At 69.8% G+C, this 14,392-nt stretch carries 18 protein-coding genes and 2 tRNA genes; 7 read left to right on the forward strand and 13 right to left on the reverse strand.

From position 1 onward, the window contains the following. A partial coding sequence (locus tag Bequi_RS13840) for a Rib/alpha-like domain-containing protein (RefSeq protein WP_249738526.1) occupies nucleotides 1-2,454 on the reverse strand: 2,454 nt, incomplete at its 3' end. Between the two features lie 269 nt (nucleotides 2,455-2,723). Here Bequi_RS13840 and Bequi_RS13845 point away from each other — a divergent pair. Both Bequi_RS13845 and Bequi_RS13850 read left to right on the forward strand, forming a co-directional pair. Next, nucleotides 2,724-3,008, forward strand: coding sequence for a glutaredoxin family protein (locus Bequi_RS13845; protein WP_249738527.1), 285 nt, complete (start codon nucleotides 2,724-2,726; stop codon nucleotides 3,006-3,008). A gap of 61 nt (nucleotides 3,009-3,069) precedes the next feature. Continuing rightward, entirely contained in the window at nucleotides 3,070-3,705 is a 636-nt protein-coding gene (locus Bequi_RS13850) for a hypothetical protein (protein WP_249738528.1), read from the forward strand. Here Bequi_RS13850 and Bequi_RS13855 read toward each other — a convergent pair. From Bequi_RS13855 to Bequi_RS13895, 9 genes are all read right to left on the reverse strand, one after another. After that, entirely contained in the window at nucleotides 3,679-4,638 is a 960-nt protein-coding gene (locus tag Bequi_RS13855; protein WP_249738529.1) for a DNA adenine methylase, read from the reverse strand. The two genes, Bequi_RS13850 and Bequi_RS13855, sit on opposite strands and share 27 nt — an antisense overlap. Next, nucleotides 4,635-5,063 carry a beta barrel domain-containing protein gene (locus Bequi_RS13860; protein WP_249738530.1) on the reverse strand — a complete coding sequence of 143 codons (429 nt, stop codon included), beginning with the start codon at nucleotides 5,061-5,063 and terminating at the stop codon, nucleotides 4,635-4,637. The genes Bequi_RS13855 and Bequi_RS13860 overlap by 4 nt, the downstream gene beginning before the upstream one ends. Before the next feature lie 61 nt (nucleotides 5,064-5,124). Then, nucleotides 5,125-5,679 carry a hypothetical protein gene (locus tag Bequi_RS13865; protein WP_249738531.1) on the reverse strand — a complete coding sequence of 185 codons (555 nt, stop codon included), beginning with the start codon at nucleotides 5,677-5,679 and terminating at the stop codon, nucleotides 5,125-5,127. After that, complete coding sequence (locus Bequi_RS13870) at nucleotides 5,676-6,278, reverse strand: hypothetical protein (protein WP_249738532.1); 603 nt, start codon at nucleotides 6,276-6,278, stop codon at nucleotides 5,676-5,678. The genes Bequi_RS13865 and Bequi_RS13870 overlap by 4 nt, the downstream gene beginning before the upstream one ends. A gap of 39 nt (nucleotides 6,279-6,317) precedes the next feature. Continuing rightward, nucleotides 6,318-6,644: a beta barrel domain-containing protein gene (locus Bequi_RS13875; RefSeq protein WP_249738533.1), complete on the reverse strand. Its 327-nt coding sequence runs from the start codon at nucleotides 6,642-6,644 to the stop codon at nucleotides 6,318-6,320. Between the two features lie 28 nt (nucleotides 6,645-6,672). Further along, nucleotides 6,673-6,858: a hypothetical protein gene (locus Bequi_RS13880; protein WP_249738534.1), complete on the reverse strand. Its 186-nt coding sequence runs from the start codon at nucleotides 6,856-6,858 to the stop codon at nucleotides 6,673-6,675. 136 nt (nucleotides 6,859-6,994) lie between these two features. Beyond that, entirely contained in the window at nucleotides 6,995-8,263 is a 1,269-nt protein-coding gene (locus tag Bequi_RS13885) for an RNA-guided endonuclease InsQ/TnpB family protein (RefSeq protein ID WP_249738535.1), read from the reverse strand. Between the two features lie 112 nt (nucleotides 8,264-8,375). Further along, complete coding sequence (locus tag Bequi_RS13890) at nucleotides 8,376-8,603, reverse strand: hypothetical protein (RefSeq protein ID WP_249738536.1); 228 nt, start codon at nucleotides 8,601-8,603, stop codon at nucleotides 8,376-8,378. After that, nucleotides 8,600-9,079, reverse strand: coding sequence for a hypothetical protein (locus Bequi_RS13895; protein ID WP_249738537.1), 480 nt, complete (start codon nucleotides 9,077-9,079; stop codon nucleotides 8,600-8,602). Before Bequi_RS13895 ends, Bequi_RS13890 begins: the two co-directional genes overlap by 4 nt. A 267-nt stretch (nucleotides 9,080-9,346) precedes the next feature. Between Bequi_RS13895 and Bequi_RS14415 the strand changes: the two genes are divergently transcribed. Further along, a complete protein-coding gene (locus Bequi_RS14415) occupies nucleotides 9,347-10,624 on the forward strand; it encodes a tyrosine-type recombinase/integrase (RefSeq protein ID WP_249738538.1) in 1,278 nt (425 codons plus the stop codon). 68 nt (nucleotides 10,625-10,692) lie between these two features. Here Bequi_RS14415 and Bequi_RS13905 read toward each other — a convergent pair. Beyond that, nucleotides 10,693-10,769: transfer RNA gene (locus tag Bequi_RS13905), tRNA-Ile, on the reverse strand. Nucleotides 10,770-10,930: 161 nt separating this feature from the next. On the opposite strand from Bequi_RS13905, the gene Bequi_RS13910 reads away from it, so the two are divergent. The 4 genes from Bequi_RS13910 to Bequi_RS13925 all read left to right on the forward strand — a co-directional run bounded on the left by Bequi_RS13910 (nucleotide 10,931) and on the right by Bequi_RS13925 (nucleotide 12,688). Beyond that, nucleotides 10,931-11,006: transfer RNA gene (locus tag Bequi_RS13910), tRNA-Asn, on the forward strand. Nucleotides 11,007-11,123: 117 nt separating this feature from the next. After that, nucleotides 11,124-11,612, forward strand: a complete 489-nt coding sequence (locus tag Bequi_RS13915; protein WP_249738539.1) for an OsmC family protein — start codon at nucleotides 11,124-11,126, stop codon at nucleotides 11,610-11,612. After that, on the forward strand, nucleotides 11,609-12,112 hold the full coding sequence (locus Bequi_RS13920; protein ID WP_249738540.1) for a peptide deformylase: 504 nt from the start codon (nucleotides 11,609-11,611) through the stop codon (nucleotides 12,110-12,112). The genes Bequi_RS13915 and Bequi_RS13920 overlap by 4 nt, the downstream gene beginning before the upstream one ends. An 84-nt stretch (nucleotides 12,113-12,196) precedes the next feature. Continuing rightward, nucleotides 12,197-12,688 carry a DUF3145 domain-containing protein gene (locus Bequi_RS13925; RefSeq protein WP_249738541.1) on the forward strand — a complete coding sequence of 164 codons (492 nt, stop codon included), beginning with the start codon at nucleotides 12,197-12,199 and terminating at the stop codon, nucleotides 12,686-12,688. A 74-nt stretch (nucleotides 12,689-12,762) separates the two neighbouring features. Here the strand turns inward: Bequi_RS13925 and Bequi_RS13930 are convergent, their stop codons facing one another. Together Bequi_RS13930 and Bequi_RS13935 are read right to left on the reverse strand one after the other, a co-directional pair. Beyond that, nucleotides 12,763-14,004, reverse strand: coding sequence for a beta-ketoacyl-[acyl-carrier-protein] synthase family protein (locus Bequi_RS13930; protein ID WP_249738542.1), 1,242 nt, complete (start codon nucleotides 14,002-14,004; stop codon nucleotides 12,763-12,765). A gap of 118 nt (nucleotides 14,005-14,122) precedes the next feature. After that, nucleotides 14,123-14,371 (reverse strand): acyl carrier protein, encoded by a 249-nt coding sequence (locus tag Bequi_RS13935; RefSeq protein ID WP_249738543.1) that lies wholly within the window; start codon nucleotides 14,369-14,371, stop codon nucleotides 14,123-14,125. Nucleotides 14,372-14,392 lie beyond the last annotated feature (21 nt).

Raw genomic sequence — 14,392 nt, forward strand, 5'->3', positions numbered from 1 at the left:
GGTGCCGGCGGTGTAGGCGGTGCCCGACGGGAGAGCGTTGCCCTGCTCGTTCAGCGGGGTGGCGATGGTCGCGATCCCGCCCTGCTTCACGTTGCCGGCCTGGTAGACCGGCTGCACTCCGTCGGCGGTGGGAGCGGTGGGCTCCACGACCACGTCGGCCGCGGTCACGGAGACCTGGGCAGTGACGTTGTCCACCGAGCCGTCGGCGTAGGTCACGACCACGGGGACGGTGTAGGAGCCGACCTCGAGGTCCGTCCCGGGCGCCAGCGAGATGGAGCCGTCGGTGTTGACCGTGGCCCACGCGGGGGCGCCGGTGCCGGCGGTGTAGGCGGTGCCCGACGGGAGAGCGTTGCCCTGCTCGTTCAGCGGGGTGGCGATGGTCGCGATCCCGCCCTGCTTCACGTTGCCGGCCTGGTAGACCGGCTGCACTCCGTCAGCCGTGGGAGCAGTGGGCTCGACGATGACCTCGGCCTCGGCGACGGTCACGGGCACGCGGACCGTGTCGGTGGAGCCATCGGCGTAGGTGACCGTCACGGGCACGGTGTAGTCGCCGACTGCGACATCGACGGCCGGAGCCAGACCGATCGACCCGTCCGCGTTGACCGTGGCCCACGCGGGGGTCTCGGCGCCGGCGGTGTAGCTCGTGCCCGAGGGCAGAGCGGTGCCCTGCTCGTCCAGCGGGGTGGCGATGGTCGCGGTCTCGCCCTGGCGGACGTTGCCCGCCTGGTAGACGGGCTCGATGCCGTCAGCGGTGGGCGGCACGGCCACGTCGGCCGGAGCGATCGTCACGGGGACGTTCACGGTCTCGGAGGTGCCGTCGGGGTAGGTGACCAGGACGGGGACCTGGACGACGCCGGCGGGCACGTCAGCGCCCGGGGCAGCCGTCACGGAGCCGTCCTCGTTCACGGTCGCCCAGCCGGGGATGCCCTCGCCGGGAGCGTAGACCGTGCCCGCGGGCAGGTCGGAGCCATCGGCGTTCTTCGGGCTCGCCGAGGTGGCGGTCTCGCCGGCCTTCACCGACAGGCCCGGGTAGACCGGGGTGTTGTCGTCGGCGTCGGTGGTGACGGGGGTCGTGGTGTCGCCGGGCGTTGCGCCCGTGCCGTCGTTGCCCTCGACGCGGTTCAGCACGAAGATCCAGGCGTGCGTGGGGTTCATCGACTGGATGAGCGATTCGTGTCCGGCCACGTCGTCGAAGGCGAAGCCGTAGCTCTTGCCCTCGAGCATGTTGTCGTGGATGGCCTTCGAGTAGTAGTTGAAGCGACCCTCGTTGATGTCGTTCGCCTGGTAGTACAGAGCATCGTCAGCGACAGGGGAGACGGCCGAGGTGCCGAGCACGCCGCGGTTGAAGTCGGCGCACAGCGAGCGGACGATCGTGCCCTGGTCGTACATGGTCTCGATGTTCCCCGTGGGCTGCGGAGCAGCGTTGAGCGCCCCATCGCAGCCCCAGACATCGGAGGTCGAAGGCTTCTTGACCGTGTACGTCGCACCGTCGCCGGCGTTGCCGGGCTGGTGCTTGGTGAAGACGAAGTCGCCGCTGGCGTTGACCTGGCCGGTGTAGGAGAGCTCGGGGGCCTCCACGATCGGACGGATGGTCAGGGTCTCGTTCTGGTACTTCGTCCAGACGTTGTCGATGTAGGGATCGAGGTACGTCTGGCGCTCCGGAGTGGTGTTCACCAGGTGCGACGGGTTCACGACGCGCGCATCGCTCGTGCCCGCGTAGATGGTGGATCCCTCGAAGCCGGGGATGGTGTCCAGGTAGGCGGAGACCTTCTCGAAGCCCTGGGGGTTCATGCCGCCGTTCTGGACCTTGCCGTCAGGACCGATGGCCGAGACGACCGCGGGGGACTGCAGCGAGTCGACCTGTGTCGAGTTCATGAAGAGCTCGGGGAAGTACGAAGCCTCCACCCAGTCGAAGTCGTGGCCGGAAGTTGCGGCATCGCCGACGTTCCACGGCACGGGCTGGACAGTGCCGGTGGGCAGGCCGTCGCGGTCGACGATCTTGAAGTCGAGAGGCTCGCCGAAGCTGTAGTACACACGACCCGAGAACCCGTACGGCATGACGAAGTCGACCGACTCGCCGGGCGGGACGACGAAGTTCGAGGGAGTCGCGTCGACGGGGGTCTTGCCGACGCCCTGCGTCCAGGCGTGGAAGGTTCCGTCCCGGTCGAAGTAGCCCTCGGTCACCTTCTGCTGCGGCTCAGTCCCCAGGGTTCCGATGATCGAGACGTACATCGGAACGTTCTTGTCCGAGTCGTTCGTGATGGTGGTGGGCAGCGGCGCCTTGGTCGGGACGGTGTTGTCGGCTGCAGCCGACGAGACACCATCGACCTGCGGGGCCGCCATCGCTGCGCCCGTGCCGCCGCCGAGCGCGGCGCCGGCGAGGATCGACGCTGCAAGGGTCGAGTAGGTGAGTCGCGCGAGGCGAGCTCGCGTGCAAGCGGGGGAGTTGCTCACTGGAGATCCTTCGTGAAGTCGATTGCGGGCGTACAGGTCGAGCTCGGAAGAGTGCCCGCGACTGCCTCCTCTCGGGACCATGCGCACTTCTTCGGCCCTCCAGTGACGTGGGGGTTTCGATCTCTGCTCGCCGTGAGGGATCGCTCTGTTCTGTGTGCGATCCCGCGTACTTCGGGCGAGCTCCATACGAGGTCATCGACTGCGGCACATAGGCCTGCACGACCCCGGTTCAGGGGTCTTCGCCTACCGAACGCAGGAGGATCCCCGCCATGACGATCACCGCCGCATCCGCCACCGCCCAGCAGACCGCCCAGGTCACCGTCTACTCGAAGCCCGCGTGCGTGCAGTGCGTCGCGACGAAGCGGAAGATGGGCAAGCTCGCCATCGAGCACGACACCATCGACCTCACGCAGGACGAGGTGAGCATGGACCTGGTCCAGGCGCTCGGCTACGTGCAGGCGCCCGTCGTGGTGGTCCGCGACATGGCCGGCGAGGTCCTCGCGCACTGGTCGGGCTTCAATCCGGACCGGATCAAGGAGCTCGCCGCCGCCTGACCTCGAGGGCCGGCAAGCCCGTCTCGCACACAGCCCGGCGTAGCGCAGCTACCGTGGCCCCATGCCCCGCCCGCTTACCCCTGAGGCCCGCTCCCGCATCGCGGCCGACGCGGCATCCCGCTACGCCGCGGGCGAGACGTGGGCGCAGATCGCCGGCGACTACAGCCTGAGCGCTGAGCACGTGCGCCGTCTCGCGCGCACGACCGGGATTGCATTCCGGAAGTGGGGTGCGCGGCCGGCCGCAGATCCCGCCGAGGTGATCCGCCTGCGAGAAGCCAGCGCCACGATCCCCGAGATCGCCCGGGAGCTGGAGGTCTCGCAGACGGCGGTGCGTACCGCCCTCGAGCGCACGCAGGGTCTCTCCTCCACGCGCTACCCGCTGCTCAGCGATGCACGGGATGCGACCGGCGCCGAGCTCGCGCTTCTCACCGCCCTGTATGAGGCATGCCCTCTGGGGCAGCGCGAAGGTCACCGCGTCACCGGCAGCTCGGAAGGCCGCGATCTCGCCGAGGAGTGTCGGCGCATCGTCGCAGCGGGCGTCCCGATGCAGCGCCTCAGCGTCCAGCTCGGGCGCTCGCCCACCTGGGTGCACTGGCTGCTCGGCCGGCACGACCTCCGGCCCGACACGCGGACCGCCCGGTCGACGTCGAGTGCCGGGCGAGAATCTCGATCAGGCGGCGTGCGCCCGCTCTCCTGATCCGCCGTCCTGGACGAGCGTCATCAAGCCCTTGCCGAGCGGGTTCCCGGCTTCGCGGGTCATGCCCAGCGGCAGGACCAGGTACTCGGAGCCGACGCGGGAGCGGCCGGTGGTCTGCGGCGCCGCGAACTCCCACACCTCCGCCTCCGGGTACAGACTCAGAACGTCCGGATGGACGTCGTAGGTGAGCGCCCAGGCGCACGGCAGGCCGTGGATCGCCGCGGCGAGACGCTCATGGCCGGCCCGGTCGAGCCCGTGGGCGTACAGACGATCGCCGACGCCGATGTACGGCGGATCCGCGAAGACGAAGACCTCCTCGCCGAAGCCGGAGTCCGGCAGGTCCTCGAGGTAGGAGATCCCGTCGCCGGCGAACACCTTGAATCGGCTGCCGTGCTCGCGGATGCGGCGGATGCGCTGCGCGAGCGCGGAGCCGTTCCAGCGGGAGGAAACGATGTCCCTGCCGGACTGTGCCTTCCCGCCGATCGGCCCAACGTTGCCGATGACCATTCCCGAGCGCGAGCAGCGGTTCAGGACGAACGCCGCCCAGCCGAGCTCGAACAAGTCATGCCCGTCGGCGCCGGCCACGAGCGCATCCACCACCCGCTCCCGGGCCGCCCAGAACGCCGGCAGTCCCGGCACGGTCTCCTCGACCCGGCGGGCGAAGCGCTCCGCGTCGTCCCCGGTAATCTCCAGCCAGAACGCCGCGAGCGCAGGGTTCGCCTCCACGATCCACGCCTCCGGCAACCCATGGGACTCGAGCGCCGCGAGCGCGGCCCCGGCCCCGCCTCCGAAGGGCTCCAGCCAGACCTCGACCGGCAGACCGAGCAGCCCCTGGCTGCCCCAGAACGCCTCGGCCAGCCACGGCGCCATGCGAGCCTTGCCGCCGGGGTAGCGCAGGGGCGAGAGGTAGCGGGGAGCAGGGGAGCCAGTCATCGCTTCGGGGTGACGGCCTCGAGGTCGGCGATGATCCGCTCGCAGGTCTCGGAACTGAGATAGTTCAGCCAGCCCGCGCTGCCCCAGCCCGGCGCAGCGTCGACCGCGGCCTTGAGGCGCTTCATTCCCTCGAGACGGACCTTCTCGGCCTCCCATCCCTCGGGGGTCCAGATCTGCATGGCGTCGTCGCCGAAACCTCCGGGTGTCCGGTTCGTCGCGATGTCGAACATGACGAAGGGGAAGGCATCGGGCTTCATGCCGTAGATGTCGGCGGTGCCGCGAAGGCGCTCGAGCTGGTCGATGGAGGCGGCGTGCACGTACCTGCGGCCGACCTTGGAGACGATTCCGGAGCGGACATCGGCGTCGCCGAAGTTCTTGGACACGATGAGAACCTGCTGGCCGACGGTGTATTTCTCGTTGCTCATGCCTCGGGATGTACCGCGCCCGCCGGTCTCAGTCCGCTCCCGTTCTGCGCGAGTCCCAGGCTCAGATCGGAGCGCCTGCCGCTCCGCCACGGTAGGCGCGGTCGGTCTTGATCGCGGTGCGCGCGACCATGTGCAGCAGGTCCGCCGCCATGGGCTCGGCCGGCCGGGGAGCCGCGGGCACCACTGCCCGGAGCCTCGCCGTGCCGGCGAGCAGGCCCCATCCCGCCGGCAGCTCGCCCGGCGCGACGATGCGCGGATCGGGCACGACGAGCCACCAGTGTGTGCAGTAGCGGCCCCAGGCGTGGGACTTCCAGCGCGAGGCGAACTCGGGATGGTGCGTGGCGAGCTCACGCAGCCAGTCGGCGCGGGACACCTTCACCTCGAAGCCGTGCACGTCGCGATCGTGGTAGCCGTGATCCGGGTCGTCCTTGCGCTCGGACCATGGCGCTGCGTGTTCGTCCAGAGCGATCGCATCGGCCTCTCGTGTGCTCGAGAGCGCGCGCACGTGCTCGGCGTAGACCCAGCGCGGCAGGCCGGCGGCGTTGTCCTTGGCGAGGCGCCGATGCAGGAGCGCGAGCATCGAGGACTCGGTGGATGCGACGGGAGCAGTGGTCATCCGAGCGGGCTCGAAGTTCGCTCGGCGGTTCCCTCTACGGTGACGGGCGTGCCTCGCATGATCTGCGCCTGGCCGGTGTTGAGGAGCTCCGCGAGCTCCCAGTCGCTGAGCTGCTCGTCCTGCTCGAAGATCCAGACGTCCCCATCGGGGTTCTGGACGCGGGCGCCGGGGCGGCCGTAGCGCAGAGCGAACTGTTCGCGCTCCACGTCTTCGCGGGTCCATGGGCGGCTGCGCAGGAGCGTCTCGCGCTCGGCAGTCTCGAGGGCGAGGCGCAGCTCATGCAGGGCAGTGGCGACGCGATCGCTCGCGAGGTGGTACATCACGCCGATGACGGACGCGCTCTCACCGATCCCCATCCCTACGCCACCCTCGCTGAGGCTGACGGCGAACTGGAAGTGATGATTCAGCTGGACGAGCACGACGGTCTCGCCGAGCTGCCAGGTGAACTCGATCCACCCCTGGGGCGCGAGTGTGATGCGAGGCGCCGGTCGTCCGGCCTTCGCGAGCGCATCGAGCAGTTCCTGCGCGCGCTGGAGCATGGGCGCGCTCGGCGGGTTCAGACTCTGTGCCATGGCGATGAGGCTGGGGTGTGCGGTCATGGGGCTCCTCCGGGAGATGACGGCGAGGAAGGGGGCAGGTCAGGGCCTGCCGGTGATGTTGCGCGCCTGCGCCTGGCTGGCCGACTCGGCCTCCCACTCCTCGGGATCCCAGACCTCGGTGGTGTACCCCGGGGAGCTGCCCACCAGGCTCCGATCATGGAGCGAGAACTGAAGGAAGGGCCAGGCGGTCGGGTTCGTCTCGGCCGGATTCTCATGCCAGTAGTGGCTCTCGATCGTCGCCAGGGGAGCCGCGTAGAGGTACTTGCGGCCGACCTTGGAGACGACCCCGGGGCGGGCGACAAGGCTGTCGGGTCGTCCCTCGACGAGGGTGACGGGCTTGCCGACGGCGAAGGGATGCTTGCTCATGCCTTGTGATGTCCCGCGTCCGCCGGTCTCAGTCCGAGCCCGGTCCGCTGGTGATCATGAGCCGCGGCGTGCCGCCCGACTCGATCGCGCCGGTGAGCTCGCCGCCGATCTGCTCGGCGACCGTGCGCCCGGTGCCGGGGACGACCGTGTACGGCAGGAAGGCCTCCTCGAAGGCGACGATGCCCGACTCGACCGCCTCGAGGAGCGCCTTCACCAGCAGCGCGAGCGCCCGCCACTTCTGCCGGCAGGCCTGCTCCCACTCCTTCTCCTCGGCCGCCGGGGGTTCGGGGGTTGCCGCGCTCCGGGGTGTGCTTGAATCCTCCCCCGGCTGAACCCGGGGGATTCCTGGTTCACGCTGCCTGGAGTCCCGTTGAGGATCCGAGGTCGCGATCAGCACCAGCAGGGCGGAAACCAGCCCTGGCGACCATGACGGTCGCGCTGTTCTTGTCTCGAGGACGGCAGTACCCGCACGCGGTGCAGGTGTAGGTCCTCTGGTCCAGCGGGAGCTTGTGCGTGGCTCTTGCACCGCATCCCGAGCAGTCCATCGTCGTGTAGGCAGGCTTGACCAGTCGGAGATCTCGCCCTGCCTTGTGTGCCTGCCAGATCAGCTCGCGCTTCATGGCGGCGATGGCGCCGTCGGCGGACTTCTTCGCCATCGTGGTGCGGGAGAGGAACTTCGGCTTGAAGTCCTCCACCGCCAACCGCCCGTGGTCGCGCACGATCTTCCGCGCCCACTTGCGTCCGTCATCCTGCCGCTGGCGAGCGACCTTCTTGTGCGCCCGAGCAGCAACCTTCTTTGCGCGCTTGTAGCCCTTCGAGGCGGCATGCCCCCTCGCGGGTCGGCGGCGGGCCATCTTCCGTTGGGCCTGGGTGAGCTCGTCCTGGGCCGCTGCACGGTATCCAGCGTGCGGGAGATCGTAGACAGTGCCCTCGTCGACCTCACCGCTGCCGGGGTCGATGGAGACCGTGGTCGCGACCTCGGTCACGCCCCAGTCGATGCCGATGATCCGATCCGAGTCGGGCACGTGCTCGTCGGGCGTGTCCACGACGAAGGAGGCGTACCAGTGGCCGAGGGAGTCCTGGGAGACGCGGACGCTGGAGGGGTCGGAGGGGAGCTCTCGGGACCAGACGACGGGGATCGAGATCTTCCCGGGCAGGATCAGCCGCAGGGGCCCGCTATCGGCGTCCGCGCGCAAGGTGAAGCCGCGGCGGGTGTAGTTCATCGTCGGTAGCCAGGCGTCGCGCTTGCGGAACTTCGGCATGCCCGCGCGCTTCCCCGGCGCCTTGCGGGATGTGATGTCGGCGATCGCCCGGGCGCGGGAGGTGGAGAAGTCGCGGACGGTCTGTTGCTGGGCGACCGAGGATCCCTCGCGCAGCCAGCGCACACCGTCGGTGTTCACCGTGGTGGCGCGCAGGTGGGTGAGGAAGCGGTCGGCCTGCGCGGGCCCGAAGGTCACCGGCGCCGCTCCCGCAAGAGCGATGCTCTCGCGCGCTTCGTGAAGAGCTTGGGAGTAGGCAACGAGCTCGTTCCAGACGTACCGGCACATGCCCGACTCCCGGATCAGGCGCGTTTCGGCGGTCCTCCCGGGACGCAGACGGTACTGGTAGCGGACCTTCACGTCGCCTCGTCTCCTCTCATTGCTCGATCACTCGTGCTGCTATGTACCGCGAGGGTTGGCTCCAGTCCGCGCATGCCGGTCCACGCCCTGCCTCTACGAAGATCAGGCTTCGTCAGGGCACTGCAATCCCATTTGGGCGCTTCCTCCCCCGGCTGAACCCTGGGGCCTCTGCGCCTGTACCTACGGTGAACCGGGCGCGCACCAGACACTCGCCGTCCTCCGTCGTGTGCAGGGATGCCCGCATGAGCGGGGTCCGGGTGAGCTCGGTGAAGGCGCCCTCGGGAAGGTCGGCGGGAGCGATGCTCGCCGCGAGGCTCTGGGCCTGGTCGTTGTTCGTCATGCCCATGTATGTCCCGCCTCTGCGCGTGCCAGACCGTCGTCGCTGCCGCCGGCCGCCCGCTCGCGGAACGCCCGGAACGACTCCGCGTCCGCAGTGCGGATCGCGCGCCCCGGGTCCAGGGCCTCGAGGTGCTCGTGGAGGCGGTCGAGCTCGTCCAGGCTGTCGAGCAGGACGCTCGCTGACAGGTGCGTGTGCGGGGGGGCGGACTCCGCGATTGCCCCGAGGGAAGCGGCGTACTCGCGCATGCCGTCCTCGTAGTGCTCCACGTCCCGGATCTGGCGGTTCAGGAACATCCAGACCGGGCTGTCGCCATCGGGAGCGGAGACGGCGGTAGAGGTGAGGAGGTGCATCGAGCAGCCCTCACCGATGGGCGCGAACGTGTCGGCGGTGAGGACCGTGATGCGCGCTCGAACCTTCTGCTTGAGCTCGGCGAGGGCGGACGGAGACAGGGCGACGGTGGCGGGACTCGTGTTCATGACAGGGGATGTACCGGAGCGGGCGGGTTCAGTCCGTCTGCCGGACGGCCGACCCCCAGAGGCACGCATCGCGAGAACCCCGCCCCCTCGGCGCGCGGATGGTGCATGATGGGCGGGGCCGGTGCCCGGATCATCTTCGGGCCGGCAAGCGCGGCAGGCCACAGTCGTCCGTAGCCGCAGAAGCACGACAGACCGCCGGTGCCTGGGATCGAGAGGGGACGTTCGCCGATGCCGAGAGCTGCGATCCCGCGGGGCACGCACGGGCACGTGAACCATGAGATCCAGATCGACGGACGCTGGGTTTCGGAGGATCGTGCGCGGGAGACGGGCGTGCCGATCGTGCGCGGGCTCGAGCGCCGGGCGTGGGTGCGCTTCCGCGGGCAGGACGGCACGTCCCGCCGGCTGTACGCCAGGGGGAAGACTCGGGCTGCGTGCGCGACGCAGGTGGCGATGAGGGTGGCCGAGGCGAAGGCCGCGGACGATGCGGCGCAGCGCCTCCGGGGCAGGCGAGGTCACGTCCTCGAGTACGTGGATGCCTATCTCGTGGCGATGGATCAGGGTCGCCTGCCGCGGACGTACGCGCTGCGCACCATGGAGGCCTACCACCGGGCCGTGGACGGCTACCTCCGCGGCACCGAGCTCGCAGGGATGAGCGTCGACGACGTCACGCGCAACACCCTCATGGATGCGCTGCGTCTGATGCCCCGCGGCACCCGAGCCCACATGGTCGCGGTCCTCGGCGGAGCGTGGAGGATCGCCGACGGCGACGTGGCCGGCACCCCGCCGCCGAGTCCCCTCATAGGGCTGGCGATCCCGCGCGACCCGTCGCCGAAGGAGTCCTCGGATCGTGGGCGCGAGCGCCGGGAGATCGTCGACGCCGGCCGGGACCGCGCGCACTCCGATGCGGAGCTCGCGAAGATGCTGGAGAAGCTGGACGCTGATGACGCGGCCGTGCGCTCTGGGGCGCGGGACCTGATCGCCCTGGCGGAGCAGACGGGTGCGCGGATCACGGAGCTGGTGAGCGTGCGGTGGGAGGACGTGGATCTGGATGCGTCGACGCCGCTGATCAGGATCCGCGGTCAGGTCGTGCGGGTTCGCGGCGAGGGGCTGGTGTGGACGGACCGGGTGAAGTCCCGGCTGTCCCGGCGCGAGGTCCCGCTGACGGAGGCCGCTGCTGCGGTGCTGCGCCGGCGCCGGGAGCTGCACGAGAAGTGGAGGGCGGCCGGACCGGTCGATGAGGACGGCGCGCGCTTCGTGTTCGCGGCCGCACGGGTTCCGCATGGGATGCCGGACGTGGACGTCTACAAGAAGTCGGTCCGGCGCGCTTTCGATGCTGCAGGCCATCCGGAGATGACGATCCACTCGATGCGGCGCGCGGTCGCTCGGCGACTGGAGTCCGCGGGTCTGCCCCGGATGGATGTGGAGAGCATCCTGGGGCAGACCGAGGAGGTCCGCAAGCGCCACTACAGCACCCACGGGATCCCTGAGCGGGGCATCGAGGCTCTGAGCCGTGCTGCGGCTTCGTACGCGAAACATGCTCTATAGGTGCGATGATCGCGCGCGCCGATTGCGTACCACCCGAGAGGGCATCGTTTTCGCTGGTGAGAACGGTTTGGTGGGCCAGGAGGGGCTTGAACCCTCGACCGACGGATTATGAGTCCGCTGCTCTGACCGGCTGAGCTACTGGCCCTCGGGGCCGTCGGCGCACGCTCTCTGGGGAGCGAGCGGTGCTGACGGCGCCGCTCAAAGTATCACGGTGCCCGCGGGCGTGGTGTCCGGCACATCACTCCCACCAGGCACGATCTCGACGTGCGAAGGGCCCCGGAGCCCTGCTAGAGTCATGCACGTCGATCCCGCGTAGCTCAATCGGCAGAGCATTCGACTGTTAATCGAACGGTTACTGGTTCAAGTCCAGTCGCGGGAGCCACAGGCTCGAGAGAACAGCCCCGGAACACTTCCGGGGCTGTTCTGCATCCCGGTGCAGGCGAGCTCGCCCGCACGCGAGCCTGCATCGATCCGCCGAACCCCGCTGCTGGAGGCCGCCATGTCGAACCCCGCCACCCCCGTCGTGCCCGACGATGCGTTCCCGCTCCCCGAGGGCTTCGGCCCCGGGAGCGTCTGGGCGGACCGCGTGGCCGAGCGCTCGCTCGTCGGCAGGAACCAGCGCGGCGTCGAGATCCGCATCGGCCACGGCGAGGGCGAGATCAACCCCGGTGAGCTGCTGAAGCTCGCGCTGATCGGCTGCGCCGGCATGACCGCCGACATCCCGATCGCGCGCCGCCTCGGGGAGGACTTCCCGATGCGCCTGTTCGCCCACGGGACGTCCGACGAGACCGAGAACCGCTACCTCGAGGTCCGCGAGGAGATCCAGCTGGACACCTCCGCTCTCAGCGCGACCGAGCTCGAGCGCCTGCGCACCGTCATCGACCGCTCCATCGAGGCCGGCTGCACGGTCGAGCGCACCGTCGTCCCCGGCACCCCTGTGCACCACACCCTCCTGGACGCCGACGGCAGCGCGGACCGCTCCGCATGAGCGCGCGCGAGATCCGCGTGATCGGGGATCCGGTGCTGCGCACCGTCTGCGATCCGATCCGCGAGATCACCGAGGGCGTACGGGCCCTCGCGGCCAACCTCATCGACACGGTCGACATGGAGGGGCGCGCGGGAGTCGCGGCCAACCAGATCGGGGTGAGCCTGCGCGCCTTCTCGTGGAGCCTGGACGATCGCGCTCCCGAGGACCGTCTCGGCTGCATCCTGAACCCCGTCATCACCGAGCTCTCCGACGACCTGATCGAGGGGGAGGACGAGGGGTGCCTCTCCGTGCCGGGGCTGTGGTTCCCGCGCACGCGGGCGCGCTTCGCGCGCTGCGAGGGAATCGACGTCGAGGGCGAGGAGCTCGTGCTCGAGGGCGAGGGCCTGGTGGCGCGCCTCATCCAGCACGAGGTCGGCCATCTCGACGGCGCGCTGTACATCGACGGCCTCGAGCGCCCCGTGCGCAAGCGCGCATTGCGCGAGATCCGCCAGAGGCTCTAACCTGGGGCGGCACCATCAGCTGGAGAGGCTTCCACGCTGCACCGATTCGTTGGGGAAGACGCATCGGTCCACGGAAGGCTAGCCATGACTCAGGGTGTCCTGTTCATCCACTCCGCGCCGCGCGCCCTCGCACCTCACATCGAATGGGCCGCGCACGGAGTCCTCGGCATGCCCGTGCGCCTGCGCTGGGAGACCCAGCCCGCGGGCCGGGGCCTGCTGCGCGCCGAGCTGCCCTGGCGGGGCGGCGAGGAGACAGGAGCCCGTCTGGTCAGCGTCCTGCGCTCCATGGGGGACGTGCGCTTCGAGGTGACCCAGGAGTCCACTGTCCATGCCGACGGCGCCCGGTGGAGCTGCACCCCCGATCTCGGCGTGCACCACGCAGCCACCGACACCGCGGGGAACATCGTCCTGACCGAGGATCACCTGCGCGGGTGCATGGAGCGCGCAGGGCTGGATCCGCTGGCGATGCGCCGCGAGATCGGCATCGCCCTCGGAGAGCCGTGGGACGAGGATCTCGAGATCTACCGCCACGCGGGCGAGGGCGTCCCGATGCGCTGGCTGCACCGCGTGAGCTGACCCCCGCACCGCCCGCACGCAGAAGCGGCCCGTACCGGGATCGGTGCGGGCCGCTGCGGTCTCTGCGGGGCGTGTCAGGCGCTGGTGAACACGACGGCGATGTCGTGGCCGCCGAAGCCGAACGCGTTGTTGAGCACCGCGAGGTCGCCCTGTGGGAGCTCGACGGGAGCGCCGTTGGCGATGCTCATGCTCACCTCGGGATCGAGGTTCTCGATGTTGATCGTCGGCGGCACGATGCGATGATGCGCCGCGAGCACGCTGAACACGGACTCGAGCGCGCCGGCCCCGCCGAGGAGGTGGCCCGTCATCGACTTCGTGGACGTCACCACGAGCTGGTCGGTCTTTCCCTCGAGCGCGAGGGAGACGGCGTTCAGCTCGCCGATGTCGCCCAGCGGAGTCGAGGTGCCGTGCGCGTTGACGTGGAGGATGTCCTCCGGGGACAGGCCCGCGTCGGTGACCGCCTCGCGGATCGCACGGGACTGGCCGTCGATCGAGGGCGCGGAGATGTGGTGGGCGTCCGAGGCCATGCCGCGGCCGGCGACGTACGAGTAGATGCGCGCGCCGCGCGCCTTCGCATGCTCCTCGGACTCGAGGACGAGGATCGCTGCGCCCTCGCCCAGCACGAAGCCGTCGCGATCGCGGTCGTAGGGCCGCGAGGCGTGCTCAGGATCGTCATTGCGCTTGGACAGCGCGCGGATGTTCGCGAACGCCGCGATCGGCAGCGGGTGCACGCAGGACTCGGTGCCGCCGACGACGACGACGTCCATCCGGCCCGAGCGGATCATGTCGAGCCCGTAGGCCACAGCCTCGGCGCCGGAGGCGCAGGCCGAGACGGGGGTGTGGGCGCCGCCGCGGGCGCCGAGATCGATCTCGATGTGGGCGCTGGAGGAGTTCGCCATGAGCATCGGGACGGTGAAGGGGTTCACGCGGCGCGCGCCCTTCTCCTTCACGAGGTCCCACTGGTCCAGGATCGTCCAGACGCCGCCGATGCCGGTGCCGACGACGACGGCCATGCGGGCGGTGTCGACCTCCGGTGCGCCTGCGTCGGCCCAGGCCTCGCGCGCAGCGATCATGGAGAGATGCCCGGAGGGGTCGAGCTTCTTGGCCTCGGGGCGGCTGAGGTGCTCCAGCGGATCGATCGGCACCTGGCAGGCGAAGTTCACGGGCAGGCCGTAGCGCTCGGCCCAGTCGTTGTCGAGGGTGCGGGCCGTTGAGGTGCCCGCGAGAGCGGCCTGCCACGTGGTGGCGACATCGCCGCCGAGCGGATTGACGGTCCCGAGGCCGGTGACGGCTACGCGAGAGCTGGATGCAGACATGTCGAGGCCTCCGTGGCATCGGACGGGCAGCGGTCGGGACAGGCATCCCACCAGGCCGCAGGGGAGGGGAACGGCAGGACGCCCGGAGCGCTGTGCAGGCTCCGGGCGTCCGAGGCGATCAGGCCTGTGCGCCCGCGATGTACTTCACGGCGTCGCCGACGGTCACGAGGTTCTTGACCTCCTCGTCGGGGATGCGCACCTCGAACTTCTCCTCGGCGTTCACGACGATGGTCATCATCGAGATCGAGTCGATGTCGAGGTCGTCCGTGAAGGACTTGTCGGCCTGGACGTCAGCGACCTCCACGCCCGTCTCCTCGTTGACGATCTCAGCGAGTCCGGCGAGGATCTCGTCTTCGGTGTGAGCCATGGTGTTCTCCTTCATTACGAC

It is taken from the genome of Brachybacterium equifaecis, from assembly GCF_023509525.1.
Taxonomy (GTDB): domain Bacteria; phylum Actinomycetota; class Actinomycetes; order Actinomycetales; family Dermabacteraceae; genus Brachybacterium; species Brachybacterium equifaecis.

What these genes read in the sequence shown, in the direction of transcription:
- Bequi_RS13845 (WP_249738527.1), top strand. Translation starts at nt 2,724, where the DNA reads ATGACGATCACCGCCGCATCCGCCACCGCCCAGCAGACCGCCCAGGTC.
- Bequi_RS13850 (WP_249738528.1), top strand. Translation starts at nt 3,070, where the DNA reads ATGCCCCGCCCGCTTACCCCTGAGGCCCGCTCCCGCATCGCGGCCGAC.
- Bequi_RS13855 (WP_249738529.1), bottom strand. Translation starts at nt 4,638, where the DNA reads ATGACTGGCTCCCCTGCTCCCCGCTACCTCTCGCCCCTGCGCTACCCC.
- Bequi_RS13860 (WP_249738530.1), bottom strand. Translation starts at nt 5,063, where the DNA reads ATGAGCAACGAGAAATACACCGTCGGCCAGCAGGTTCTCATCGTGTCC.
- Bequi_RS13865 (WP_249738531.1), bottom strand. Translation starts at nt 5,679, where the DNA reads ATGACCACTGCTCCCGTCGCATCCACCGAGTCCTCGATGCTCGCGCTC.
- Bequi_RS13870 (WP_249738532.1), bottom strand. Translation starts at nt 6,278, where the DNA reads ATGACCGCACACCCCAGCCTCATCGCCATGGCACAGAGTCTGAACCCG.
- Bequi_RS13875 (WP_249738533.1), bottom strand. Translation starts at nt 6,644, where the DNA reads ATGAGCAAGCATCCCTTCGCCGTCGGCAAGCCCGTCACCCTCGTCGAG.
- Bequi_RS13890 (WP_249738536.1), bottom strand. Translation starts at nt 8,603, where the DNA reads ATGACGAACAACGACCAGGCCCAGAGCCTCGCGGCGAGCATCGCTCCC.
- Bequi_RS13895 (WP_249738537.1), bottom strand. Translation starts at nt 9,079, where the DNA reads ATGAACACGAGTCCCGCCACCGTCGCCCTGTCTCCGTCCGCCCTCGCC.
- Bequi_RS13915 (WP_249738539.1), top strand. Translation starts at nt 11,124, where the DNA reads ATGTCGAACCCCGCCACCCCCGTCGTGCCCGACGATGCGTTCCCGCTC.
- Bequi_RS13920 (WP_249738540.1), top strand. Translation starts at nt 11,609, where the DNA reads ATGAGCGCGCGCGAGATCCGCGTGATCGGGGATCCGGTGCTGCGCACC.
- Bequi_RS13925 (WP_249738541.1), top strand. Translation starts at nt 12,197, where the DNA reads ATGACTCAGGGTGTCCTGTTCATCCACTCCGCGCCGCGCGCCCTCGCA.
- Bequi_RS13930 (WP_249738542.1), bottom strand. Translation starts at nt 14,004, where the DNA reads ATGTCTGCATCCAGCTCTCGCGTAGCCGTCACCGGCCTCGGGACCGTC.
- Bequi_RS13935 (WP_249738543.1), bottom strand. Translation starts at nt 14,371, where the DNA reads ATGGCTCACACCGAAGACGAGATCCTCGCCGGACTCGCTGAGATCGTC.